Source organism: Modestobacter marinus (genome assembly GCF_011758655.1).
Classification (GTDB): Bacteria; Actinomycetota; Actinomycetes; order Mycobacteriales; family Geodermatophilaceae; genus Modestobacter; species Modestobacter marinus.
The window spans coordinates 468,841-491,380 of the sequence record NZ_JAAMPA010000003.1; the positions used below are offsets into that span (position 1 = coordinate 468,841).

23 protein-coding genes and 1 other RNA gene are annotated in these 22,540 nt (G+C 74.4%); 12 read left to right on the plus strand and 12 right to left on the minus strand.

Going from position 1 to position 22,540, the window contains the following annotated elements; translation table 11 throughout:
• Positions 1-40 precede the first annotated feature (40 nt).
• Entirely contained in the window at positions 41-1,051 is a 1,011-nt protein-coding gene (gene nadA, locus FB380_RS23205) for a quinolinate synthase NadA (RefSeq protein WP_166757684.1), read from the plus strand.
• Positions 1,052-1,064: 13 nt separating this feature from the next.
• Here the strand turns inward: nadA and FB380_RS23210 are convergent, their stop codons facing one another.
• The 4 genes from FB380_RS23210 to FB380_RS23225 form a co-directional block, all read right to left on the minus strand.
• On the minus strand, positions 1,065-2,123 hold the full coding sequence (locus FB380_RS23210) for a phenylacetaldoxime dehydratase family protein (RefSeq protein ID WP_208383966.1): 1,059 nt from the start codon (positions 2,121-2,123) through the stop codon (positions 1,065-1,067).
• Positions 2,120-3,181: a carbon-nitrogen hydrolase family protein gene (locus FB380_RS23215; protein WP_166757685.1), complete on the minus strand. Its 1,062-nt coding sequence runs from the start codon at positions 3,179-3,181 to the stop codon at positions 2,120-2,122. Before FB380_RS23215 ends, FB380_RS23210 begins: the two co-directional genes overlap by 4 nt.
• 119 nt (positions 3,182-3,300) lie before the next feature.
• Positions 3,301-4,230, minus strand: coding sequence for an AraC-like ligand-binding domain-containing protein (locus FB380_RS26155; protein WP_208383967.1), 930 nt, complete (start codon positions 4,228-4,230; stop codon positions 3,301-3,303).
• 103 nt (positions 4,231-4,333) lie between these two features.
• A complete protein-coding gene (locus tag FB380_RS23225; protein WP_341800259.1) occupies positions 4,334-5,056 on the minus strand; it encodes a sulfite exporter TauE/SafE family protein in 723 nt (240 codons plus the stop codon).
• Positions 5,057-5,114: 58 nt separating this feature from the next.
• Between FB380_RS23225 and FB380_RS23230 the strand changes: the two genes are divergently transcribed.
• Positions 5,115-5,474 (plus strand): DoxX family protein, encoded by a 360-nt coding sequence (locus FB380_RS23230; RefSeq protein WP_188959637.1) that lies wholly within the window; start codon positions 5,115-5,117, stop codon positions 5,472-5,474.
• 103 nt (positions 5,475-5,577) lie between these two features.
• On the opposite strand, the gene FB380_RS23235 is transcribed toward FB380_RS23230, so the two are convergent.
• Entirely contained in the window at positions 5,578-6,576 is a 999-nt protein-coding gene (locus FB380_RS23235) for an Lrp/AsnC family transcriptional regulator (protein ID WP_208383969.1), read from the minus strand.
• Positions 6,577-6,672: 96 nt separating this feature from the next.
• Here FB380_RS23235 and FB380_RS23240 point away from each other — a divergent pair, with 96 nt between their 5' ends.
• The 3 genes from FB380_RS23240 (at position 6,673) to rnpB (ending at position 9,383) form a co-directional block, all read left to right on the plus strand.
• Entirely contained in the window at positions 6,673-8,193 is a 1,521-nt protein-coding gene (locus FB380_RS23240) for an MFS transporter (protein ID WP_166757689.1), read from the plus strand.
• Positions 8,194-8,210: 17 nt separating this feature from the next.
• Positions 8,211-8,939 carry a PIG-L deacetylase family protein gene (locus FB380_RS23245; protein ID WP_166757690.1) on the plus strand — a complete coding sequence of 243 codons (729 nt, stop codon included), beginning with the start codon at positions 8,211-8,213 and terminating at the stop codon, positions 8,937-8,939.
• Positions 8,940-8,982: 43 nt separating this feature from the next.
• Positions 8,983-9,383, plus strand: an RNA gene (rnpB, locus tag FB380_RS23250) — RNase P RNA component class A.
• Positions 9,384-9,401: 18 nt separating this feature from the next.
• Here rnpB and FB380_RS23255 read toward each other — a convergent pair.
• The 3 genes from FB380_RS23255 to FB380_RS23265 all read right to left on the minus strand — a co-directional run bounded on the left by FB380_RS23255 (position 9,402) and on the right by FB380_RS23265 (position 13,269).
• A complete protein-coding gene (locus FB380_RS23255; protein ID WP_166757691.1) occupies positions 9,402-9,608 on the minus strand; it encodes a hypothetical protein in 207 nt (68 codons plus the stop codon).
• Between the two features lie 131 nt (positions 9,609-9,739).
• On the minus strand, positions 9,740-10,927 hold the full coding sequence (locus FB380_RS25705) for a flagellin N-terminal helical domain-containing protein (RefSeq protein WP_308423047.1): 1,188 nt from the start codon (positions 10,925-10,927) through the stop codon (positions 9,740-9,742).
• A 101-nt stretch (positions 10,928-11,028) separates the two neighbouring features.
• Positions 11,029-13,269, minus strand: a complete 2,241-nt coding sequence (locus tag FB380_RS23265) for a putative bifunctional diguanylate cyclase/phosphodiesterase (RefSeq protein WP_166757693.1) — start codon at positions 13,267-13,269, stop codon at positions 11,029-11,031.
• 87 nt (positions 13,270-13,356) lie between these two features.
• Here FB380_RS23265 and FB380_RS23270 point away from each other — a divergent pair, with 87 nt between their 5' ends.
• A complete protein-coding gene (locus FB380_RS23270; RefSeq protein WP_166757694.1) occupies positions 13,357-13,761 on the plus strand; it encodes a YkvA family protein in 405 nt (134 codons plus the stop codon).
• Positions 13,762-13,846: 85 nt separating this feature from the next.
• Here the strand turns inward: FB380_RS23270 and FB380_RS23275 are convergent, their stop codons facing one another.
• Positions 13,847-14,182: a DUF8129 domain-containing protein gene (locus tag FB380_RS23275; RefSeq protein ID WP_166757695.1), complete on the minus strand. Its 336-nt coding sequence runs from the start codon at positions 14,180-14,182 to the stop codon at positions 13,847-13,849.
• Positions 14,183-14,357: 175 nt separating this feature from the next.
• Here FB380_RS23275 and FB380_RS23280 point away from each other — a divergent pair, with 175 nt between their 5' ends.
• The 3 genes from FB380_RS23280 (at position 14,358) to FB380_RS23290 (ending at position 16,101) form a co-directional block, all read left to right on the plus strand.
• A complete protein-coding gene (locus FB380_RS23280; protein WP_166757696.1) occupies positions 14,358-15,485 on the plus strand; it encodes a baeRF2 domain-containing protein in 1,128 nt (375 codons plus the stop codon).
• Positions 15,486-15,550: 65 nt separating this feature from the next.
• Complete coding sequence (locus FB380_RS23285) at positions 15,551-15,808, plus strand: DUF2795 domain-containing protein (protein ID WP_166757697.1); 258 nt, start codon at positions 15,551-15,553, stop codon at positions 15,806-15,808.
• Between the two features lie 41 nt (positions 15,809-15,849).
• Positions 15,850-16,101, plus strand: coding sequence for a hypothetical protein (locus tag FB380_RS23290; RefSeq protein ID WP_166757698.1), 252 nt, complete (start codon positions 15,850-15,852; stop codon positions 16,099-16,101).
• Positions 16,102-16,147: 46 nt separating this feature from the next.
• Here the strand turns inward: FB380_RS23290 and FB380_RS23295 are convergent, their stop codons facing one another.
• Positions 16,148-17,173, minus strand: a complete 1,026-nt coding sequence (locus tag FB380_RS23295) for a LacI family DNA-binding transcriptional regulator (RefSeq protein WP_166757699.1) — start codon at positions 17,171-17,173, stop codon at positions 16,148-16,150.
• Between the two features lie 239 nt (positions 17,174-17,412).
• On the opposite strand from FB380_RS23295, the gene FB380_RS23300 reads away from it, so the two are divergent.
• The 3 genes from FB380_RS23300 to FB380_RS23310 all read left to right on the plus strand — a co-directional run bounded on the left by FB380_RS23300 (position 17,413) and on the right by FB380_RS23310 (position 19,916).
• Positions 17,413-18,540, plus strand: coding sequence for an endo-1,4-beta-xylanase (locus FB380_RS23300; RefSeq protein ID WP_166757700.1), 1,128 nt, complete (start codon positions 17,413-17,415; stop codon positions 18,538-18,540).
• Between the two features lie 125 nt (positions 18,541-18,665).
• On the plus strand, positions 18,666-19,088 hold the full coding sequence (locus tag FB380_RS23305) for a ChaB family protein (protein ID WP_166757701.1): 423 nt from the start codon (positions 18,666-18,668) through the stop codon (positions 19,086-19,088).
• Between the two features lie 18 nt (positions 19,089-19,106).
• Positions 19,107-19,916 carry a potassium channel family protein gene (locus FB380_RS23310; protein WP_166757702.1) on the plus strand — a complete coding sequence of 270 codons (810 nt, stop codon included), beginning with the start codon at positions 19,107-19,109 and terminating at the stop codon, positions 19,914-19,916.
• Here FB380_RS23310 and FB380_RS23315 read toward each other — a convergent pair.
• Positions 19,849-21,171 carry a M24 family metallopeptidase gene (locus tag FB380_RS23315; RefSeq protein WP_188959636.1) on the minus strand — a complete coding sequence of 441 codons (1,323 nt, stop codon included), beginning with the start codon at positions 21,169-21,171 and terminating at the stop codon, positions 19,849-19,851. The genes FB380_RS23310 and FB380_RS23315 overlap by 68 nt on opposite strands.
• 56 nt (positions 21,172-21,227) lie before the next feature.
• The gene (locus FB380_RS23320; RefSeq protein ID WP_229682205.1) at positions 21,228-22,391 is read right to left on the minus strand and encodes a GGDEF domain-containing protein; all 1,164 of its coding nucleotides are present in this window, start codon (positions 22,389-22,391) and stop codon (positions 21,228-21,230) included.
• Positions 22,392-22,540 lie beyond the last annotated feature (149 nt).

A 22,540-nucleotide genomic window follows, 5' to 3' on the forward strand; every position in this document is an offset into this window, starting at 1 on the left:
GAACCACGTGGTACCGAAACCTGGCCCGCTGAGGAGCTCCGTGACCGCCACCGTCGCCGCCGATGACCGCACCATGTCCGCCGCCGAGTACGAGACCTGGGCGGCCGAGATCCGCCGGCTGGCCGACGAGCGCGGCGCCGTCGTCCTGGCGCACAACTACCAGGTGCCCGAGATCCAGGACGTCGCCCACTTCACCGGCGACTCGCTGTACCTGTCCCGGGTCGCGGCCGAGACCGACGCCCGCGAGATCGTCTTCTGCGGCGTCCACTTCATGGCCGAGACGGCGAAGATCCTCTCGCCGGAGAAGACCGTGCTGCTGCCCGACCACGCCGCCGGCTGCTCGCTGGCCGACAGCATCACCGCCGAGCAGCTTCGGGAGTGGAAGGCCGAGCACCCCGGCGCGGTCGTGGTCAGCTACGTCAACACCACCGCGGCGGTGAAGGCCGAGACCGACATCTGCTGCACCAGCTCCAACGCCGCCGACGTCGTCCGGTCGATCCCGGCGGACCAGGAGATCCTCTTCTGCCCCGACCAGTTCCTCGGCGCGCACGTGAAGCGGGTGACCGGGCGGTCGAACATCTCGATCTGGGCCGGTGAGTGCCACGTGCACGCGGGGATCAGCCCGGCCGACGTCCGGTCGCAGATCGCCGCCCACCCCGACGCGGAGATCCTCGTCCACCCCGAGTGCGGGTGCACGACCTCGGTGCTGGACCTGGTGAGCCACGGCGACCTGCCGGCCGAGCGCACCCGGGTGCTGTCGACCGGGGGCATGGCCGACGCCGCGGCCGCGAGCACGGCGGGCCAGGTGCTGGTGGCCACCGAGATCGGCATCCTGCACCAGCTGCGCGCGCTCAACTCGACGACCGAGTTCATCCCGATGAACGCCCGGGCCGCCTGCCGCTACATGAAGATGATCACCCCGGCCAAGCTGCTGCACACGCTGCGCACCGGCGAGGGCGCGATCGACGTCGACCCGGAGACCGCTGCCCGGGCGCGCCGCGCGGTCGAGGCGATGATCGCGATCGGCGAGCCCGGCCGCGGCGGGGAGTAGCCCGGACCGGCGGTCAGGTGCCCGGCACCCCGGTGGCGCGCAGCAGGCCCGTCCCCGGGTGGCAGTCGAGGTACTCGAAGCGCTGCTGATCCGCCGACGCGACTGTGACCTCGTGGTACAGCCGTAGTCTCGCCGCCGGACCGAGGGTGCCCAGGTACTTCATCGCCACCCGGAAGATCGCCACATGGGTGGGGTGCGACTCCGCCCAGGTGTCCAGCTCCTCCAGGCTGTGCCACCAGCTCATCCCGAAGGTCTTGTCCGACGGATGGCCCTGCGCGTCGACGACCGTCATGTACCGGTTGGCGTAGCAGCCGACGCCGAGTCCGTCGTCGCGGAGGAAGTCCATGCCGGCGCGCAGCACCGGCTCCACGTCCTCGGTGTACATCCGGCGTTCCTCGCCGTCGGTCTCCGACCACTCCTGGCCCGAGCGGATCAGGCACAGGTTGTCCGGGCCGGTGACCCGCAGGACGCCGTCGTCCCGCACGTCCGGGGCGCCGGTGGCGTCGAGGGCGTCGGTCTGGGCGAGAGGCAGCCGGTCGCGAGCGCCGCCCCAGTACCCGTGCTCCCGGATCTCCCCGGAGAGCCCGTCGGCGAGCCGGGCGACGCCTTCCAGCCGGTCGTTGGAGAACAGCGTCTCGAACCGGTCGACCGACGGGGTCAGCATCTCCAGGAAGAAGCCGAGCCCGGTCCGGCGGTGCGCCGGGTCGGTCCAGCCGGGCGCCCCCGCCGTCCAGCGGGCGTGGCCGGCGGGATCGGTCCAGTACGCGATGATCACCGTGGTCACGTGGCCGCGCTCGTCGACGTAGCGCGCGTGCTCGACCGAGTCGGCCCCGTCGGTGGCGGCGAGCCGGCCGCTGAGGGCGGCCACCTCGTCCGCGGCCGCCGCGGCCACCTCCGCCGGGGCGTCGCCGGCGTGCTGCACCCCGAAGTAGGCCATCACGACGGAGACGACGCCGGTGGGGAACCGGGCGGAGAAGGACGGGTAGGGCGGGGTGAAGGCCGCCGACTTCCGTGTCTGCCGTGTCCGCGGCTCGACCAGGTGCGGCGCGATCGCTGACTCCAGGCCGCTCACGGTCGCACCTGCTGGAGCGCCGACGCGTCCACGGGAACCAGGTCGCTGGGCTCGGGGACGTCGACCGGCGGTCGCGCGCCGGCCTGCTCGGAGGAGACCACGACGCGGTTGGGCGCGGCGTTGAACAACAGCCGGAAGACGTCCGGCCGGGAGTAGTGCCCGACGGGATCGGCGGCGGACTTGGCGATCGCGATCAGCGAGAAGTCGAGGTCGGCGTAGAGGATGCCCTCGACGTCCTCGGCCAGCGGTTCGGCCAGCTCGGTCCCCTCCGGGCCGTAGATGCGGGCGAAGCCGCCGCCCTGCCGGAGCAGCTGCCGCTTGGTGTCGGTGTCGGCGAACAGGTCCTGGCCGGCCTGACCCACGGTCGAGCACGGGGCGACGACGAAGGCCTGCCCCTCGACCGCGTAGATGCGGCTGGCCGCGGTGTTGACCTCCGGCCCCAGCGCCATCGCCGCGCCCCGGTAGAGCGAGAAGCTCGGCCAGGCCCCGACGTGGATCTGCTCGCCCATGCTGTACATCGCGTACTTGGTGAGCGGCTGGAAGTGCTCCCAGCAGTTGAGCGCGCCCACCCGGCCCAGCCGGGTGTGGTGCACCTGGACGTCGCTGCCGTCGCCCTCGCCGAAGACGCTGCGCTCGACGTGGGTGGGCTTGAGCTTGCGGCGCACGGAGATCACCGAGCCGGTGTCGTCGAGGAAGGCCTGTGCCATGTAGAGGCTGCCGCCGGCCCGCTCGGCGAAGCCGAGGACGACGTGCACCCCGTGCCGGCCCGCCGCGGCAGCGATCCGCTGCATGTGTTCGCCGTCCCGCGTCATCGAGTTGGCCGCGTAGCCCGGCACGAACTGCATGCCGGCGGCGGGGGCGTCGAGCCAGATCCACCACGGGTAGCCCGGGATGAACGTCTCGCCGAACGCGACCAGCTGCGCGCCGTTCCCGGCCGCCTCGGCGATCAGGGTCTCGACCTGGGCCACCCCCGCGTCGAGGTCGAGCCAGCGCGGCTCGGCCTGGACGGCGGCGACGCGCACCGGGCCGGCGGGACGGGGGGTGTCGGCAGAGCTCATCTCGGGTCCTCCTGCGGTCTTGCCCGACCGTCGGCGGGGCGTGCGACCACCGTGGCGGTACCGCCGATCGCGGGAGTCGTCTTCCGTGCCGCCTTCCCGGTGCTGGGTGCCAGATGCGCTCAGGACCGACCAGCGGCTGCCTGTCGGTAGGCGGCGGGCGTCATCCCGGTGACCGTCCGGAACGCGCGGTGGAACTGGGCGTCCCCGGAGAACCCGCACCGGCCGGCGACGGCGGCCAGGGGCAGCCGTGGTGCCTCGCGCAGCAGCCGCTGGGCGGCCGCCACCCGCAGCCGGCGGAGTGCGTCGCCCAGGCTCTCGGGTTCGCTCTCGAACAGTCGGAACAGCGTCCGCCGGGAGAGATGGCAAGCAGCGGCCACCGCGTCGGCGTCGAGCCCGGGGTCGGTGCACGAGGCGGTCAGGTACGCCCGCACCCGTTCCCGGTCCAGGGCCGCCGACGGCGCGGCCGGGAGGGGCCCGGTGGCCAGGGCGAGCGCCGAGCCGAGCAGTCCGATCGCGTGCGGCACCAGCGTGGCGGTGCCGGCTGGATCGGTGCCCTGCCGGCGGGCGAGGCCCCGGAAGAAGTCCGCGACCAGCCGCGCGCTGCTGTCGGCCCTGAGCGTCACGCCCGTCGCCCGGGCCACCGTGCCCGCCGGCAGCACGCGCTGCGGGACCTGGACGACGAGCTGCTCGAAGGCGTCGGCGAAGTGCAGCGTGTACGGCCGCGTGGTGTCGTAGAAGGACATCGACCCGGGGACGAGGCGTGCCTCGCGGCCGTCCTGCGCGACCACGCCTCGGCCGGCCAGCTGGATGCTGGCCAGCACGTAGGCCTCCTTGCTCCGGGCGATGAGCCTCGGCGTCCGTCGGACCTGCTGCCCGCTCGCCCGCACGGTGGTCAGCTCGAGCTCCCCGGCCACGCTGTGCGTGATCCGCCCCCGGAACTGGCCGTCGGTGGTCGGGGTCGCCGACAGCTGGACGAAGGTGTCGCAGATGAGGTCCTGCCAGAAGGCGAACGCCTCGGCGGGAGGCACCGACCCCGTCGAGACCGTCACCGGGCCGGGGGCAGCACCGGTGGGCTCCGACGGGTGCCACGTCCGCACGCCGCGAGCATGGGCCACCGGGACGGCGATGTCCACGGCCCCGCGGACGGGCCGCTCAGGCGCGGGCGAACAGGTAGATCGACACGGCGACGCCGAACAGGACGATGAAGACCCGCAGCGGCGTCGTCGGGATGCGGGTGGCGACCTTCGCCCCGAGGAACCCGCCGAGCAGCGCGGCCGGCGCGCAGACGGCGACGTAGGCCCACTCCACCGGGCCCCAGATGCCGAAGACGACGACGGTCACCGAGGCGGTGACCAGGGAGATCGCGCTCTTCATCGCGTTGGCCAGCTTGAGCCGGCCCAGCCCCAGCCCCAGGACGCCGACCAGGATGACGCCCAGCGCACCACCGAAGTAGCCGCCGTAGACCGTGGCCAGGAACAGCGCCACGTACAGCCAGGCGGGGTCGCCGGTGGCGACGCCGTCCTCCTGCTTCTTGAGCCGCTTGGTGATCAGCGGCTGGAAGGCCAGCAGGACGCTGGCGAGGAGCACCAGCACCGGGACCACGGTCTCGAACGCCTCGGTCGGCGTGGTCAGCAGCAGGACCGACCCGGCCGTGCCGCCCAGCACCGCGACCACCGAGAACCGGATCATCCGGGCACGCTGGCCGGCGTACTCCGGGCGGAAGCCGAGCACCCCGCCGACGTAGCCGGGCCACTGGGCGACCGAGTTGGTCACGTTGGCCGCGACCGTCCCCAGCCCGAGGCCGACGAGCACCGGGAAGAGGATCAGCGATCCGCCGCCGGCGATCGAGTTGATGCCGCCGGCCAGGAGGGCCACCCCTGCGGCTATGAGGAGATCGACAGGGGACACGGCCGCGGAGCCTACTGTCCGGCCCATGAGGGACGACGTGCGCGCGCAGGTGCTGGCGGCGGGGATGGCCGGGTCGGGGGCGCTGCACCTGGTGCGCCCGCGGACCTACGAGTGGATGATCCCGCCGGAGCTGGGGCCGGCCCGGCCGTGGGTCACCGGCAGCGGCGTGGCCGAGCTGGCCACGGCCGCGCTGCTCGCCGTCCCGCGGACCCGCCGGCTCGGCGGGTGGGCCGCGGTGGGGGTGCTGGTCGGCGTGCTGCCGGCGCACGCTCAGACGCTGCGGGTGTTCCGGCGCCGGCCGGGGAAGCTGGCGGTCGCGGTGGCGCGGATCCCGTTCCAGCTGCCGATGCTCACCGCCGCGCTCCGGGTCGCCCGCGGCCGCTGAGCTCTCAGCAGTGATCAGGTCACCTGATCACTGACTGGCCTACTGCACCAACGTTGGTGCAGTAGGTCAGTGTTCGATCAGGTGACCTGATCGAAGCTGGAGGTCAGCGGCCGCGGACCGGTGGCGGCTCGGGGTCGGTCAGCCGCGGGCCGTCCATCAGGCTGCCGGCCTGCTTGACCCGGCGCAGCACGGTGGAGGTCTCCAGCGTGCGCACCGGCAGGGCCCCGACCCGGTCGGTGAGGAAGCGGTAGAGGTGGGCGGTGTCCCGGCAGGTCACCGCCACCATCAGGTTCGCCGGCCCGGTGACGACGGCGGTGAAGCCGGTCTCCGGCGCCCGGGCCAGGGACTCGCCGACGTGCGCGAGGTCCTTCGGGGCGACCCCCAGCCACAGCAGCGCGCTGACCGGGTGCCCGAGCAGCTCGGCGGCGATCTCCAGGTCGAAGTAGAGGGCACCGGCCGACCGCAGGGCCTCCACCCGCCGGGCCACCCGGCTCTCCGACCAGCCGGTGACCCCGGCCAGCTCGGCGTAGCTCAGCCGGCCGTCGGTGGCCAGCGCGGCCAGCAACAGCTCGTCCTCCGGGTCCAGGGCGACGGGGGTCGGGGTGGTGCGGGCCGCGTCGGAGCCGAGCGCGGCGATCTGCTCCTCGCTGAGCGGGTCGTCGAAGTCGGTCCACTCGTAGGCGCCGCCGACGTAGGAGTGCAGCACCGAGAACGCGGCCAGGTCGATGACCTGCACGGTGCGCGGCAGTCGGTCCAGCAGCAGCGCGTCGCGCTGGCGGGGAGTGCGCGGCCGGGTGGAGCAGGTGATCTCGGCGCCGCCGGCGGTCAGGCTCACCCACGAGACGTCCGGACGGCGGGCGAGGGCATCGGCGACGGCGCCCGCGGCGGCCGGCTGCACCCGCATCCGGATGTGCCAGCTCGGCTCGCTGGCCTCGGGGGTGGTCAGCCCCAGGACCCGGACGACGCCGTCGGCCCGCAGCCGCCGCCACCGGCGGGCGACCGTCTGCTCCGAGACGCCCAGCACGGTGGCGATCCGGCTGAACGGAGCCCGGCCGTCGACCTGCATGGCGTGCACGATCTGGCGGTCGACGGCATCCAGCACGGGCACCATCCTGCACGACGACGTCGACGATGGAGGATCCCGTCAGACCGACCGGTTGGGCACGCTCCTGTTGCCCGGTCGTTGCACAGTGGCACCATGCGCAAGTGGCTGCCGCTGGTCGCGATCTGCACCGGCACGTTCATGCTCCTCATCGACGTCACGATCGTGAACGTCGCCCTGCCCGACATGGCCACCGACCTGGACACCAGCTTCGGCCAGCTGCAGTGGGTCGTCGACGTCTACGCCCTGTCGCTGGCCGCCCTGGTGCTGGGGGCGGGCTCGCTGGCCGACCTGTACGGCCGGCGCCGGCTCTACCTGATCGGCCTGGGCCTGTTCGCGCTGGCGTCGCTGGCCTGCGGCCTGGCCCCCGGCGCGGAGCTGCTGATCGTGGCGCGGGCGGTGCAGGGCATCGGGGCCGCCGCCATGCTCGCCACCACCATCGCGCTGATCAACACCAGCTACGAGGGGCGCGACCGCGGGACCGCCTTCGGCATCTGGGGTGCCGTGGTCGGGGCCGCCGCGGCCCTGGGGCCCATCCTCGGCGGGGCGCTGACCGAGCTGGACTGGCGCTGGATCTTCTTCGTCAACCTGCCGATCAGCGTGTTCGGCATCGCGCTGACCCTCATGGCCGTGCAGGAGGCCCGCCAGCCGGACGCCCCGCGCCCCGACGTGCCCGGGATCGTGCTGTTCACCGTCGGCGCCGCCGGCATCGTCTTCGGCCTCGTGCGGGCCGCCGCGGACGGGTGGGGGGCGCCGGTCGCCTGGGGCCCGCTGGCCGCCGGCGTCCTCGTGCTGGCCGTCTGGGTCCGCGTCGAGCTCGGCCGCCGGGCGCCGATGCTCGACGTCCGGCTGTTCGGCAACCGCTCCTTCACCGGGATCATGCTCGGCGCACTGCTGCTGAACGGGGCGGCCTTCGCGCACAACCTCTACATCTCGCTGTGGCTGCAGTCGGTGCTGGGGCTCTCGCCGCTGCAGGGCGGGCTGGTGTTCATCCCGCTCTCCGCGTTCAGCTTCGTGGTGGCCGCCTTCGCCGGGCGGTACCTGCAGACCCTGCCGCCGCGGTTCGTCGTCGGCGGTGGGCTGGTCGTCATCGGCGTCGCGGCCCTCCTGCTGGCCTTCGTGCAGGCCGACTCCTCGTGGCGGGTCCTCGTCCCGGGGCTGGCCGTGCTCGGCATCGGGGTCGGGGTGGCCAACCCGACCCTGGCGTCGGCCGCGCTGGCCGCGGTGCCCCGGGAGCGCAGCGGGATGGCCTCGGGCGCGGTGAACACCGCCCGGCAGCTCGGGTTCGCCCTCGGCGTGGCGGTGCTGGGCAGCGTCTTCACCGCGCGGGCAGCCGGCGTGCTCCGGGACGCCGGCGCGGCCGACCCCGACGCGACCGCCTCCGCGCTGACCGCCGGGCAGACCCAGCAGCTCGTCGGCTCCGCGCCCCCGGCGGACCGGGCCGGGCTCGCCGACCTGCTGGGCAGCGCGTACGCCGACGGACTTCACCAGGTCTTCCTGGTCAGTGGCAGCGCCGGGATCCTCGGTGGGCTGCTGGTGCTGTGGCTGGTCCGCGCCGCGGCCCCCAGCCAGGCCTCCCAGCGGACGGCGGAACATGAGTCCTCGCCGGCGCGCTGAGCGGGCAGACTCCGGGCATGGCCACCGCTCCCGCCCCGTTCCCCGACGACTGGCAGCGCGCGCTCGTCGTCGCCGCGCACCCCGACGACATCGAGTACGGCCCCGCGGCCGCCGTCGCGGTGTGGACGGCGGCGGGCAAGGAGGTGCACTACCTGCTGGCCACCCGCGGCGAGGCGGGCATCGCCGGGTTGTCCCCGGCCGAGGCCGGCCCGCTGCGCGAGGAGGAGGAGCGCCGCTCGGCCGCCGTCGTCGGCGTCTCGGAGGTGGAGTTCCTCGACCACTCCGACGGCGTGCTCGTCGCCGACCTGCAGCTGCGCCGCGACCTGGCCGGGGCGCTGCGCCGGCACCGGCCCGACCTGGTCGTGGTCATGCACGGCGGGGACACCTGGACCCCGCCGGAGGTCACTCCCGGCGCGCTGAACTCCGCGGACCACCGGGCGCTGACCCGGTCGCTGCTGGACGCGGTGGCCGATGCGGGCAACGAGTGGATCTTCCCCGACCTGACCGAGACGCCGTGGTCGGGCGTGCAGTACGTCGCCGTCCACGCGGTCGGATACCCGCCGCCGCACGTGGTCGACGTCAGCGCCGGCGTGGAGACCGCCGTCGCCTCGCTGGTCGAGCACCGCCGCTACCTCGAGGCCCTGTCCGACGACCCTGTCGAGGAGCAGGCTCGTCGACAGGTCGACATGGCGACCCTGACCGAGGACGGCGGGCGCCAGGTCGGCTTCCGGCTCTACTGGGGCTGAGCGGCCGGGTCCGGCGTCCGGGGTAGGCTGCCGGCACGACGGACGAGTCGGCTGGGCGGTCGCGTCGGTGGGGGAGACCCCGCCGCCGAGGAACGTCCGGGCTCCACAGGGCAGGGTGGTCGTCAACAGCGACCCGGGGTGACCCGCGGGACAGTGCCACAGAGAACAGACCGCCAGTGCTCGCACTGGTAAGGGTGAAACGGCGGTGTAAGAGACCACCGCACACCGGGTGACCGGTGTGGCTCGGTAAACCCCACCCGGAGCAAGGTCGAAAAGGGACGGCGGTCCGCCGCCGTCCTGCGCAGGCGTTCGAGGGCTGCCCGCCCGAGCCTGCGGGTGGACCGCTCGAGCCTGTCGGCAACGGCAGGCCTAGATGGATGGCCGCCCATCGGGACGCCGCGAGGCGCCCGGGGACAGAACCCGGCGTACAGGTCGACTCGTCCGTCGCCCTCCGCCGGCAGGTCAGCGCTGGGCGGTGCCGCCGACCTCGGCCACGATCGCGCGGAAAGTGGTGGTGTCGACCTCGTCGTCCACGGTGACCCGCACGATGTCGGTGATCTGCTGGCTGGACGTCGTCCGGCAGGCGCTCACCCGGGCGGCGGCGATCAGCGTCAGCTGCTGGCGACGGGCGGTGGGCTGGGGGACCGGGGGGAGACGGTTCTCGCGCATGGACGGACGGTAGGCAGACCGTCCACGGGTTCCCGGCGCGTTCCCGGGTCGTGTCGCCGGACGGACGTCGCAAGGGCGCGCACGGACCCCATGCGCACCACCCGGCCCGCCCGGTGGCGACGGGCGGTGCCTCAGCCGAGCAGCTCCAGGACGGCCCGCGGGGTCTGGTTGGCCTGGGCGAGCATCGCCGTCCCGGCCTGGCTCAGCACCTGGTTGCGCGCGAACACCGTCATCTCCGCGGCCATGTCGGTGTCCCGGATCCGGGACTCCGCCGCCGTGGTGTTCTCGATCGACACCCCCAGCCGGGCGATCGTGTGCTCCATCCGGTTCTGCACCGCACCGAGGTCCGCGCGCAGCGAGGAGACCCGGCTGAGGGCCGCGTCGATCACCGGGAGGGCGCCACCGGGCCCGGTCCGTGCGGTGTAGGCCGGGGTCAGCGCGACGGCGTCCGCGGCGGTCGAGGCGGGAGCCGGGACGTCCCCGGTGAAGTACAGGGCGGACCCCGTCCCGACGAACGGGTACGTGGCGGTGCCCAGCGCCGGGCGGGCGGCCAGGTTCAGTGCGGTGATGTGGTCGGTCGCCGTCACGGCGCCGGTGTAGTCCACGGAGGCGAGGTCGAAGGTGCGGCCGGCGTAGGAGATGGTCCCGCTCAGGCCGCGGAAGCCGGCGGCGTAGCTGCCCGTGGTGGTGAAGTCGCCGGCCAGGGCGAGCCGGCCCGCGGACGGGGTGCCCTCGGCGTCGGACACCGCGGGCGTCACCGTGGCGGTCGGCGCGGCACCGCTGGGGTCGCTGACGTCGACGCCGGACAGCCCGAGACCGGCGACGTCCACGCCGTCCGCCGCCGACCCGATGACGACGGTGAGGGTCTCCCCGACGTCGGCGCCGACCTGGAAGGTGCCCCGGTAGGTGCCGTCGAGGAGGCGGCGGCCGTTGAACGTGGTGGTGCCGGCGATCCGGTCCAGCTCCGCCTTCAGCTGGTCGACCTCGCCCTGGATGGCCCGCGTGGCGTGGGCGTCGAGGCCACCGTCGTTGGCGGCCTGCACGGCGAGGTCGCGCATCCGCTGCAGGAGCGCCGTGGTCTCGGCCAGCGCGCCCTCGGCGGTCTGGACCAGGCTGATGCCGTCCTGCGTGTTCCGGACCGCGCGCGCCATCCCGCCGATCTGGGCGCGGAGCCCCTCGGAGATGCCCAGCCCGGCGGCGTCGTCGGCCGCCCGGTTCACCCGGTGCCCGGAGGAGAGCCGTTCCAGCGACCGGTGCAGCGCCCCGTCGGTGCGGGCGAGGTGCCGGTGGGCGGCCATCGCGCTGGTGTTCGTGGCCACGCGCATCCCGCACCCCCCGGTCGTCGCCGCCGGGCTCCCGTGGCTCGACGCTGCTCCTACCTCAACGGCGGACCGGGGTCGATGTTGAGCCGAAGAGAGCCTCAGTGCCGGGCGCCGGTGCGCTGCCGCTCGTGGACGGTCCGCCACTCCTCCAGCTCGGTGGCCGGCAGCGGCGGCGCGTGCAGGTACCCCTGGGTCTCGTCGCAGTCCAGTGCGCGCAGGTGCAGCAGGGTGGCCGGGTCCTCGACGCCCTCGGCGACGACCCGCAGCCCGAGCTGGTGGGCCAGCCGGATGGTGCTGGCCACGATCGCGCCGGCCCGGCCGTCGGTGAGCAGGTCGGCGGTGAACGAGCGGTCGAGCTTCAGCTCGCCCACCGGCAGCTGGTGCAGGTAGGTGAGCGAGGCGTACCCCGTGCCGAAGTCGTCGATGCTGACCGTGGTGCCGAGGGCGGCCAGGGCGGCGACCACGGCGAGGCTGCGGTCGGGGTCGCTGAGCAGCACCGTCTCGGTCACCTCGAGCACCAGCGCGGACGGCGGCAGGTCGTGGGCCGCCAGCAGGCCGGCCACCCGCTGCGGCAGGCCGGTGTCGAGCAGGTTGCTGGCCGACAGGTTCACCGAGACGCGCAGGCCCTGGCCGGACCGGTGCCAGGCCGCCGCCTGGGCGACGGCCTGGGTGAGCACCTCGTCGGTCAGCGGGCCCATGAGCCCGTGCACCTCGGCCAGCGGCAGGAAGTCCGCCGGCTGCAGCAGCCCGCGGGTGGGGTGAGCCCAGCGCACCAGCGCCTCCACGCCGACCGTCCGCCCGGTGACCACGTCGACCTGCGGCTGGTGGTGCAGCACCAGCTCGCCGCGCTGCACGCCGGCCCGCAGCTCCTCCACCAGGGCCAGCCGGCCGCTGCTGTCGCCGTGCCGGTCGACGTCGTAGTGCTCGACCCGGCGGCCGGACCGCTTGGCGTCGTACATGGCGGCGTCGGCCTGGCGCAGCAGCCCGGCGGGGGCAGCCGGCGCACCGGCGTGCCAGGTGAGGCCCAGGCTGCCGGTGACGTGCACGGTGAGGCCGCTGACCTCGAAGGGGGCGGCCAGCCGGTCCTGCAGGGCGAGGCCGAGGTGGGCGGCGTGGTCCGCCGGCCGGGTGCCGGCCCGCACCCGGGCCACCAGGGCGAACTCGTCCCCGCCCAGCCGGCCCAGCACGTCACCGGCGCCGAGCAGCGGCTGCAGCCGCTGGGCCAGCAGGCGCAGCAGCTCGTCGCCGGCGGCGTGGCCGAGGCCGTCGTTGACCTCCTTGAACGCGTCGAGGTCCAGGACGCCGAGGACGAGGGGCTCGGCACCCAGCTCCTCGATCCGGCGCAGCACCGCCCGGCGGTTGGCCAGCCCGGTCAGCTCGTCGGTCAGCGCCTGCCGCCGGCTCTCGGTGAGCTGGGCGAGGTCGCGCACGTTGAGCAGCAGCCGGACGCTGGCGGCGGCCGCGGCGACGCCGGCGAACCAGGCGGCGACGGGGCTCGGGGTGCCCACCGACACGGTGACCAGCACCGTGATCGAGGCGAGCAGGACGACGAAGGCGCCGATCGTGGTCGCCGCCGGGTCCGTCTTCGTCCGCGGGACGCCGACCGGGCGCACCACGGCGGCTGCGCAGACGAACAGGGCGCCGACGGCGGTGACCGCCCATCCCCACGAGGCGCCGGTCGCGATGGCCGTGCCGGCGACCAGGTGCGCGGTGACCCCGGTCAGCAGCAGCCAGGCCCGGGGGTCCCGGTGCATGCCGGAGATGAACGGGACCGTCGCGGCGGTGCCGACCAGGACCAGCCCGGCCGCCGTCTGCATGATCACCGGCTGCAGCTGCCACCACGGCGAGCTGGCGAACGGGGAGCTCAGGTGGACCAGCGCGGTGTCGGTCACCGCGACGACGGCCAGGGCTGCCGCCACGCCCAGCACCGTGTCACTGGGGTCGGCCACGTTCGCGCTGTCCCGGTTCCACAGCACCATGCCGCCGTAGAGCAGCGGGAACGCGGCCAGGTGTGCCACGGAGACCGGGACGACGGTGAGCGGTGCTCCTGCCTGGGCGGCGACCAGCAACGCCGCCGCCACGGCCCCGCCGCCCAGCAGGCCCATGGCGGTGGCCAGCCGGTGCCAGAGCGAGCGCTCGCCGGGCGCCCGGCGGGCGCGCCAGCGCAGCAGCGACACGACGGCGAGCTGCACGGCGACGGCCAGGGCCAGGGCCAGGAGGTCGCGGGTCGGGCCGCTGCCCGGAGCGAGGGCCAGCGCGACCTGCGCACCGGCCAGGACGGCGACCACGCACACCGGCCCGCGGGGCGCCCCGGGCAGGAGGCGGGAGGGAACCGGCATGCAAGGACATCGGGCGCGGGCCGGCCGCGGTGAAGGCGAGCGGGCGCCTCTCACCCGTTCGGGCGGCGCGGTTGGGAGACTGCCCCGGTGACGACCTGGCTGACCTGGCTCGGCATCGCGGTGGGCGTCGTCCTGCTCAGCTGGGCGGTGCTGGTGGTGCTGGCCCGCACGCTCCCGCCAGGCACGGCCCGCGAACTCGCCCGGTTCCTCCCCGCCTGCGCCACCGCCGTCCGGCGGCTGCGTCAGCACCCGGCGGTGCCCGGGCGGGCGAAGGTGGCGCTGCTGCTGGCCGGGCTGTGGGTGCTCTCGCCGATCGACCTGATCCCGGAGTTCCTGCCGGTCATCGGGCCGCTGGACGACGTCGTGGTGGTCGCGCTGGCTCTGCGCTACGCCGCGCGCCGGGTGCCCCGTGAGGTGCTGCTGGCGGCCTGGCCGGGTGACCGCCGGATCATCGAGCGGCTGCTGGGCCCCGCCGCCGCCGACGCCAGCTGATCCGAGCGCCCGTCGTGCGCCTCCCGGCGGAGGTCGCCGGGGCGCTCCGGGGGCCGGGTCGGGCCGGCCCCCGGAGCGAGGGGGCTCAGCGGGGCTGGGCCGGGTTCGTCGGGTCGCCCTGGGACGGCGGGTTGACCGGCGGCCCGGTGGTCGCCTCGGACACCGGCGACCCCGCGGACGGCGCCGGCGCCTGCTCCGGCTGGGCCCCGGCCGGGTCGCCGCCGGAGGGCTGGCTGCCGGAGCGCAGCTCCTGGAGCCGATGCTCCATCGCGGAGACGACCTGGACCCGGTCGGCGTGCGACTTCTCGTAGGCCAGCACGGTCTGCAGGCCGTCGGCGTCCAGGGTCCGGATGCGGGAGGTCAGGCTCCCCACGGGCAGGTGGTCGTAGTCGGGCAACGGGAGGCTGTCGCGCTCGGACATCCCGGCTCCTTCCGGTCGTGGGATCGGGTCGGCAGATCGCCTACCCGGGCGGCACGGGCTGACACACCGGGTGTGAGACGGCGGGAGCGGTGGGTAGGCCGCCACGACGAGCGTTCCGGGGCCGAGAGCAGGCCCCGTGCGCACACGTCGACGACATCGAAGGAGCCCCCGTCCCATGGACGTGACCTTCCTGGAGCAGGTGTTCAGCGCGCCCGGCCCGTACGCCACGGTCTGCGCTGACGTCACCCACACCACCGAGAACGCCGACGCCGAGGTCGAACTGCGGGTCCGCGCGATCTGCGAGCAGCTGGCCGCCGACGGCGCACCCGAGGGGGTGGTCGAGTCGGTGCGCAGCCAGCTGCTGCAGGCCAACGACGGCGGTGAGATCGCCACCCTGCGCGGCCGCGCCCTGGTCGTGGCCGCCGACGGTTCGGTGGTGCTGGACGAGGCGCTGGCCGACGTCCCCCGCGACCCGGTCGCCCGCTGGTCGCCCTACCCGGACCTGCTGCCCGTGCTGCGCCAGCTCGCCGGCCGGGTGCCGCACGTGGTGGTCGTCGCCGACCGGGTCGGTGCCGACGTCTCCGTGGCCACCGTGCCCGGCCGCCCCACCGACGAGGAGACCGTCGAGGGCGACACCTTCCACATGCGGAAGGTGAAGGTCGGTGGCTGGGCGCACAACACGTACATGCACACCGCGGAGAACCAGTGGGAGGAGAACGCCGGCCAGGTGGCCGACCACCTCCACCAGCTCGTCACCGGGAGCGGCGCGCAGTTCGTGCTCGTCGCCGGTGACGTCCGTGCCCGCCAGCTGATCGCCGACAAGGCCAGCAAGGAGCTCGGCGACGTCCTCGTCTCGATGGAGGAGGGCGGCCGCGCCGCCGGTGCCGACCGTGCGCCGGTCGACCTCCGGGCGCAGGAGCTCGTCGCCGAGCACGAGGCGCACGGGCAGGCCCGCGCGGTCGAGCAGGTGCAGGCGGCGTCCGCCCACGGGCTGGCCGTCACCGGCACCGCGCTGGTCGTCGAGGCCCTGCGCAAGGCCCAGGTGGAGACCCTGGTCCTCGCCGACCAGCCGGACGACGAGGAGCTGCTGGTCGGCACCGACCCGCTGCAGCTCGGTACGGGCGAGGACGACATGTCGGCCCTCGGCGTCTCCGACGCCCAGCGCATCCCGGCCGGACCGGCGCTGCTGCGCGCCGCCGTCGGCAGTGACGCCGCGGTCGTCGTCGTCCCGCGGACGGCGATGCCCGGGGACATCCCGGTGGCCGCCGTCCTGCGGTACACCGACGCCTCCACCCCCAGCTGACCTCGCGGCTGCACCAGCGCCGCGCCACGGCCGTACCCCGGCCGACCGAACAGGAGGAGCACCCCATGACCGACCCCCGCCAGCCCGGCACCCCGCCCGGCACCGACCCGGCCGACGTCGACCACCGGGCCGCGATCGCCGAGGCGCTCGGCAAGGAGGTCTGGCCGGCCGACAAGGAGGCCCTGGTCGCCAAGGCCCAGGAGTCGAACGCCACCGACCGCGTGCTCGCCGACCTGCGCCGGCTGCCGGCCGGCACCGAGTTCACCAACGTGCAGGAGGTCGCCGAGGCGCTCGGCATCCACACCGAGCAGCAGCGCTTCTGAGCGGGAGGCATCGGCTCGGGGGACGTGGGTAGGGCAGCGTCATGCCCTCCATGAAGGACCCGTCCCCCGAGGCGATCGCCAACGTCACCGAGCGCAACGTCGAGACCCGGGCCCAGCTGCTGCCCGAGGAGCAGTCCGTCGAGGGCGACTCCGACCCCACGAACGAGGGCCTGGACCCGAAGGTGCAGGCCGCGGTCATCCTCGCCGAGTCCGAGGAGCGCACCGTGCACGCCGACCCCGACGACGCCCAGGGCGGCCACCGGCAGTCCGCCGAGACCGCAGACCTGCCCTGAGGCCCGGCCTGACCTGAACCCCGACCTGCCCTGGCGCGGGCGCCGCTCAGCCCCCGGCGCGGGGCGGGGCGGTGCTCTCCCGGACCACGAGCCGGGTCGACAGCTCCAGCCGGGGCGTCTCCAGGTGCTCGCCCCGCACCAACCGCAGGACGGTGCGGGCGGCGAGCGACCCCATCTCCGACAGCGGCTGGTGCACGGTGGTCAGCGGCGGTGACGACCACTGGGCCACGGGCAGGTCGTCGAAGCCGACCACGCTGACGTCCTCCGGGACGCGCAGCCCCGCGCGACGGACCGCCTCGAAGGCCCCGAGGGCCATCTGGTCGTTCGCGGCGACGACGGCGGTGGGGGGCTCGGGCAGCTGCAGCAGCTCCGTGGCCGCACGGAAACCGGCCTCGTGGCTGAAGTCGCCGACGCGCATGAGCGCGGGGTCGACGGTGAGACCGGCCGCCTCCAGCGCGGCGCGGTGACCGTCCTGCCGGGCCCGGCTGCAGAGCAGGGTCGGCGTGCCGGCCACCAGGCCGATCCGGCGGTGGCCCAGGCCGATGAGGTGCTCGGTGGCGGTGAGGCCACCGGCCCAGTTGGTGGCACCGATCGTCGGCACGTCGAGTTCCGGGACCCCGGCCGGGTCGATCACCACGGCCGGGACGTGCAGCCGGCGGAGCTCCGCGTGCAGCGACGGGTCGACGTCGCTGGTCACCAGGATCGCGCCGTCGCTGTTGCGCCCGGCGAGGTTGTCCAGCCACGAGCGGGTGTCGCTGGCCCGCCGGTGGATCGCGGTGACGACCGTGCCCACGCCCTCGGCGTGGGCAGCGTCCTCGACGCCGCGGATGATCTCCACCGCCCACGGGCTGTCGAGGTCGTTGAAGACCAGGTCGATCAGCCGGGCGGTGGTGGTGGGCCGGCTGCCGCGCCGCCGGTACCCGTGGTCGCGCAGCAGTCGCTCGACCCGTTCCCGGGTGTGCGGGGCGACGTCCGAGCGGCCGTTGAGGACGCGCGAGACGGTGGGGACGGAGACCCCCGCCTCGGCCGCGATGGCCGCGATGGTGACCGTGCGCGTCTCGGTCTCGGACACGGACCCTCCTCCTCGTCGGAGGGCTCACCCTACGGCCCGGGGGTGTCGCCACCTGCCCGGACCGGGTGCGGGAGAGACACGCCGGGGACCGGTTGTCACCGCACGGGACTCTTCGTAGTGTGCCGCGCAGCACTTCCGGAAACTCCCGACACATGGCAATGACGCCGACGAGAGGTTGCGCCATGCGCTCCCAGCGGTCCCTGTCCCGAACGTTCGTCCGAGGCGCGGTGGGGGTGGGCATGCTGCCCGTCCTCCTCGGCGCCACCCTCGCCCCGGCAGCCGCCGGGGAGCGTGGTCGGGTCCCCGACCACGTCGTGGAACAGCGCGTCCACAAGGCCCTCGACCGCTACGGCCTGCGTGACGTGGCGCCGCGTGACCTGGAGATCGGCACCGCCGTCGCCGGGGGCGGGCACCACCTCGAGCAGGACTACCCCGACCCGTTCACCTACGACCAGCCCTACCGCGAGGCCCTGGCGCGTGAGTTCAGCTCGCTCTCGCCGGAGAACCAGGCGAAGTGGGAGTTCATCCACCCGGAGCAGGACCGGTACGACTTCGCCGCCATGGACGCGATCGTCGAGTTCGCCCAGCGCCACGGCCAGGTCGTGCGCGGGCACACCCTGCTGTGGCACAGCCAGAACCCGGAGTGGCTGACGGAGGGCGACTTCACCCCCGAGGAGCTGCGCGCGATCCTCAAGGACCACATCCAGACCGTGGTCGGCCGCTACGCCGGCAAGATCCAGCAGTGGGACGTCGCCAACGAGGTCTTCACCGACGGGCCGAACCCCACCCTCCGCCCGGAGAACATCTGGATCAGCGCGCTCGGCCCGGGCATCATCGCCGACGCCTTCCGCTGGGCGCACGAGGCCGACCCGGAGGCGAAGCTCTTCCTCAACGACTACGCGGTCGACGACATCGGGGCCAAGAGCGACGCCTACTACGCCCTCTCCCAGGAGCTCCTGGCCCAGGGCGTGCCGCTGCACGGCTTCGCCACCCAGGCGCACCTGAGCTTCGAGTACCCCTTCCCCTCGACCCTCGAGGAGAACCTGCAGCGCTTCGACGACCTCGGCCTGGAGACGGCGATCACCGAGCTCGACGTCCGCATGCCGCTCGGGGAGAACGGCCGGCCGACCGCTGAGCAGCTGGCCCAGCAGGCCGACTGGTACCAGTGGGCGCTGGAGGCCTGCCTCGGCGTCGAGGACTGCAACTCCTTCACCATCTGGGGGTTCAACGACAAGTACTCCTGGGTGCCGGTCTTCTTCGAGGGCACCGGCGCGGCCAACGTGATGTTCGAGGACTACACGCGCAAGCCCGCCTACTGGGCGCTGGCCGTGACGCTCGCCAAGGCGCGCTGGCTGGGCGTGCGGTGACCCGGGGGCGGGGCCGCGTGCGGTCCGCCCGCTAGACCGTGCCCGGTGGGGGACCCGGTGTTGACCGGGCCCCCCACCGGGTACCCCGGTGTCGTCCACCGTCCCGACGACCGAGGAGAACGGCCGTGCCGAAGACCACGAAGAGCGGCGACGCTGAGCAGGACGAGATCCCCAGCACCCTGCAGCGCTCGGACGAGAAGGCGCAGCGGACCTTCGCCAAGGCCCACGACTCCGCCGCCGAGTCCTACGACGACGAGCAGCGGGCCAACCGGGTGGCCTGGAGCGCGGTGAAGCACACGCACGAGAAGGTGGGCGACCACTGGGAGCCCAAGGACCACAAGGGGCCGAGCGACCCCCAGGCCGAGGGTGGCCGGGACACCGACCGGGAGACCAAGGGCGGCGTGGATGCCAACGCGTCCAAGTCGCACCTGTACGACGTCGCCAAGGAGCTGGACGTCGAGGGCCGGTCGACGATGGACAAGGACGAGCTGGTCGACGCGATCCAGAAGGCCAACGACCGGAAGACCGCCGAGGCGCGGGAGAAGTGACCCAGCGAGACTGACCGGGTGCACCGGGAGGAGATCAGGGTCCGCTACGAGCGGGCCAGCCAGTGGCCGTTGGTCGTCGTGGCCGTGCTGTTCGTCGTGGCCTACGCCTGGCGGGTGCTGCAACCGGGCTTCCCCGGGTGGGTGCAGACCGTGCTGGTGGTGGTGACCGTCGGGGTCTGGCCGGTGTTCCTGGCCGACTACGTCGTCCGGCTGGTGCTGGCCGAGCACCGGTGGCGGTTCGTCCGGCGGAACTGGCTCGACGGGCTGGCCGTGCTCCTGCCGCTGCTGCGGCCGCTGCGGATCATCAGCCTGGTCCGGGTCGCCCGGGTGCTCGACCGCCGGCTCACCGTCTCGCTGCACGGACGGGTCGCCTACTACGTCACCTCGATCTCCGCCCTCGTCGTCTTCATGGCGTCCCTGGCCGTCTACGACGCCGAGCGGGACGCCCCCGACGCCGTCATCACCGACTACGGCGACGCCGTGTGGTGGGGGCTGACCACGATCACGACCGTCGGCTACGGCGACGAGTACCCGGTCACCGCCGAGGGGCGGCTGGTGGCGGCGCTGCTGATGGTCGGCGGCATCGCCCTGCTCGGTGTGGTCACCGCGGCGGTCGCCTCCTGGTTCGTCGGCCGGGTCGCCGACGCCGCCCAGGCCCAGGACGAGGCGGACGACGCCGCGCTGCGCGCCCAGCTGGCCGACCTGACCGACGAGGTGCGCCGGCTGCGCGACGAGCTGGCCGGGCAGCCCGTCGGTGACCTCAGGCCGACGGGATCAGGATCAACTCCGTCTGCCGCCGGTCCAGGTACCCCACTCCGGCGCTCGTGAGCGCGATGCCCTGCTCCAGGGCCATCCGCACCAGCTGACCGCCCCACTCCGCGACCGGCACCCGCACGCACAGCTCCAGGGCGTAGACGGTGTCCGGGTGCACCGGCGCCGAGCCCGCGCCGGGGACGCCGTCCTGCTGGTCCCACATGCCGATGGCCGGGCCCGCCCCGTGACCGTGCACCCCGACCGGGTGGGAGTACACGTCGCCGTCGATGCCCGCGTCGGCTGCGGCGGCACGGGCGGCGGCGAGCACCTCGTCGCCGGTGCGGCCCGGCTGCAACGCGGCGGTCGTCAGGTCCTGCATCCGGTTGCCGACCGCCAGCGCGGCGACCAGCCCGGCCGGGGCGGCGCTCTCCCCGGGACGCAGCACGTAGGCGTTGCGCTGGGTGTCGGTCATCAGGCCCAGGCTGGAGAGCCCGACGTCGCAGTGCACCAGGTCCCCGGGCTCGATCACCGCGTCGTGGGGGACGCCGGGCAGCACGGTGCCGCGTTCGTCGGCGAGCGGGCTGCCGGCGCGCTGCAGCCCCACCGTGGGCTGGAACCAGGGGTCGACGCCGAGGTCGGCGAAGCGCTGGCGGATCCACCAGGCCACGTCCAGCGCGGTGGTCTCGCCGACGGTGATGACGGCGGGGGAGAAGGCCTCGTCGATGACCTCGTGCACCAGGCGGTTCATCGCGTGCAGGGCGGCGATCTCCTCCGGCAGCCGGGTCTCCAGCCAGCCGACGGCGAGCTCCTCGGCCGAGACCAGCTTCTCCGCGTGCGGGCCCAGCGCACGCACCAGCAGCTCGTGCTCGGTGTGCGCGAGGCCGTCGGCGTGGGCGAAGGTGGCCGAGACGTCCACGCCGATCGTGCGCGGCGCCGCCTGGTCCACGAACCGGCGGACGGCGGCCCACTGCGACTCCTCGGCGGTCAGCCCGGGCTGCTCGTCGGCGTCCCAGGAGCTGAGGAACTGGCCGACCGGGTAGCGGGAGACGGCCGCGGCCGTGACGCCGTCGTCGCTGCGGTGGAACAGCAGGATCGTCCGCCGGCGAGCCGACAGCCAGGTCGCCGGCAGCATCGTGGGGAGCACCGGGTCCTCGTTGTACTCCCGGCCGATGACCACCCACAGGTCGATCCGCGCCCGGTCCATCAGCCCGGGCAGCACGTCGAGCAGGCGCTGGGTCAGCCAGCGGTCCCGCACGTCGGCCTGTTCGCGCAGCGGCAGGGGCACCATGCGGGTGGGGTCCGGGACGCGGCGGTCGGCGGTCGTGATCATGCAGGCAGGAAAGCAGACCGCCGTCCGGACCGCCTGGGGGGTGGCCGGGCCGGGGGTCAGGCGATCCCACCGCCGCGCTGACCGCGCCGCGCGCCGCCGGCCACCCGGGAGCGGGGGACGATGAGGCTGCCGGCGACGACCACCCGGTCGCGGCCGCCCTCCTTCGCCTCGTACATGGCGGCGTCGGCCCGGTCGACGAGCTGCCACAGCGCGTCGGTGGGGTCCTCGCCGTCGACCGGACCGGCCAGCGCGACCCCGATCGAAGCGGTCACCGCGTGCTGCTGCCCGCAGGAGCTGTCCACGACGGCGAGCCGGAGACGCTGCGCGAGCCGCCAGGCCTCGTCGGGGTCGGAGACCAGCCCCAGGACGACGAGCTCCTCCCCGCCGGTGCGGGCCAGCACGTCGGCCGGGCGCACGCTGGCGGCCAGCGCGCGGGACACCTCGCGCAGCACGGCGTCCCCGACCGCGTGCCCGTAGGTGTCGTTGAGCCGCTTGAAGTGGTCCAGGTCCAGCACCAGCGCCGCCACCCGCTGCCCGTCGCGGCGGGCCTGCCGCCAGATCCGCGGCGCCTGGTCGACCAGGGACCGGCGGTTCGCCAGGCCGGTCAGCGGGTCGGTGGAGGACAGCGCCTGGGTGGCCGTCAGCAGCCGCTGCACCCGCCGGCGCAGCACGAACACCCCGACGGTCGCGACGTCGAGCATCCCGGCGCTCGCCACGACGGCGACCAGCAGCGCCGCGGTGCCCGGGTAGCTGTCGGCCAGGGCGAGCCAGCAGGCGACGACCACCGCGACCATGTGCACCGCGAGCGCCCGGACGCCCAGGAACCAGGCGGCGACGAAGCAGGTGAACAGCAGCATCAAGGGGGGCGCGTAGCGCAACGGGTCGCCGGACGCCCAGGCGAACACCACGTAGACCAGGTCCCCGAACAGCACCAGGGCCACGGTCGCCGCCTCACCGGCGCGCCGGCGCACCACGAGCCAGCCGGCGATCGCCAGGCAGGCGGCCAGCGTGACGGCGTGGAGGGGGCGGCTGGCGCCCTGCCGCACCGCACCGTCGACGAAGAGGTTGATCGAGCCGAGCACCGCGCCCACCCCGAGCAGGGCCGCCAGGGCCCAGGCGGCAAGGGCGTTCTCCGGAGCCCGTCCGGGCCGCAGCGGGTCTCGCGCCGGGCGGGTGGACTCCCGGCCGCGGCGCGCATCGGGCATGTGGGCCCCCGCCATGGGCAGGAGCATGCCGCAGGAGAGCGCTCAGCAGAACCGGGTGGACCCCGCCATTTCCGGAACCGGTCCTGTTGTCTCCTGCAACGGTCGCCCCGGGGCGCGGACGCCGCACGGATGCGAGGCTGGGCATCCGAGCCGGACAGGACGAG

Coding starts and splice junctions, on each gene's coding strand:
- FB380_RS23215 (WP_166757685.1), bottom strand. CDS start 3,181: ATGAGCTCTGCCGACACCCCCCGTCCCGCCGGCCCGGTGCGCGTCGCC.
- FB380_RS23230 (WP_188959637.1), top strand. CDS start 5,115: ATGAGGGACGACGTGCGCGCGCAGGTGCTGGCGGCGGGGATGGCCGGG.
- FB380_RS23240 (WP_166757689.1), top strand. CDS start 6,673: ATGCGCAAGTGGCTGCCGCTGGTCGCGATCTGCACCGGCACGTTCATG.
- FB380_RS23245 (WP_166757690.1), top strand. CDS start 8,211: ATGGCCACCGCTCCCGCCCCGTTCCCCGACGACTGGCAGCGCGCGCTC.
- FB380_RS23255 (WP_166757691.1), bottom strand. CDS start 9,608: ATGCGCGAGAACCGTCTCCCCCCGGTCCCCCAGCCCACCGCCCGTCGC.
- FB380_RS23265 (WP_166757693.1), bottom strand. CDS start 13,269: ATGCCGGTTCCCTCCCGCCTCCTGCCCGGGGCGCCCCGCGGGCCGGTG.
- FB380_RS23275 (WP_166757695.1), bottom strand. CDS start 14,182: ATGTCCGAGCGCGACAGCCTCCCGTTGCCCGACTACGACCACCTGCCC.
- FB380_RS23280 (WP_166757696.1), top strand. CDS start 14,358: ATGGACGTGACCTTCCTGGAGCAGGTGTTCAGCGCGCCCGGCCCGTAC.
- FB380_RS23285 (WP_166757697.1), top strand. CDS start 15,551: ATGACCGACCCCCGCCAGCCCGGCACCCCGCCCGGCACCGACCCGGCC.
- FB380_RS23290 (WP_166757698.1), top strand. CDS start 15,850: ATGCCCTCCATGAAGGACCCGTCCCCCGAGGCGATCGCCAACGTCACC.
- FB380_RS23300 (WP_166757700.1), top strand. CDS start 17,413: ATGCTGCCCGTCCTCCTCGGCGCCACCCTCGCCCCGGCAGCCGCCGGG.
- FB380_RS23315 (WP_188959636.1), bottom strand. CDS start 21,171: ATGATCACGACCGCCGACCGCCGCGTCCCGGACCCCACCCGCATGGTG.
- FB380_RS23320 (WP_229682205.1), bottom strand. CDS start 22,391: ATGGCGGGGGCCCACATGCCCGATGCGCGCCGCGGCCGGGAGTCCACC.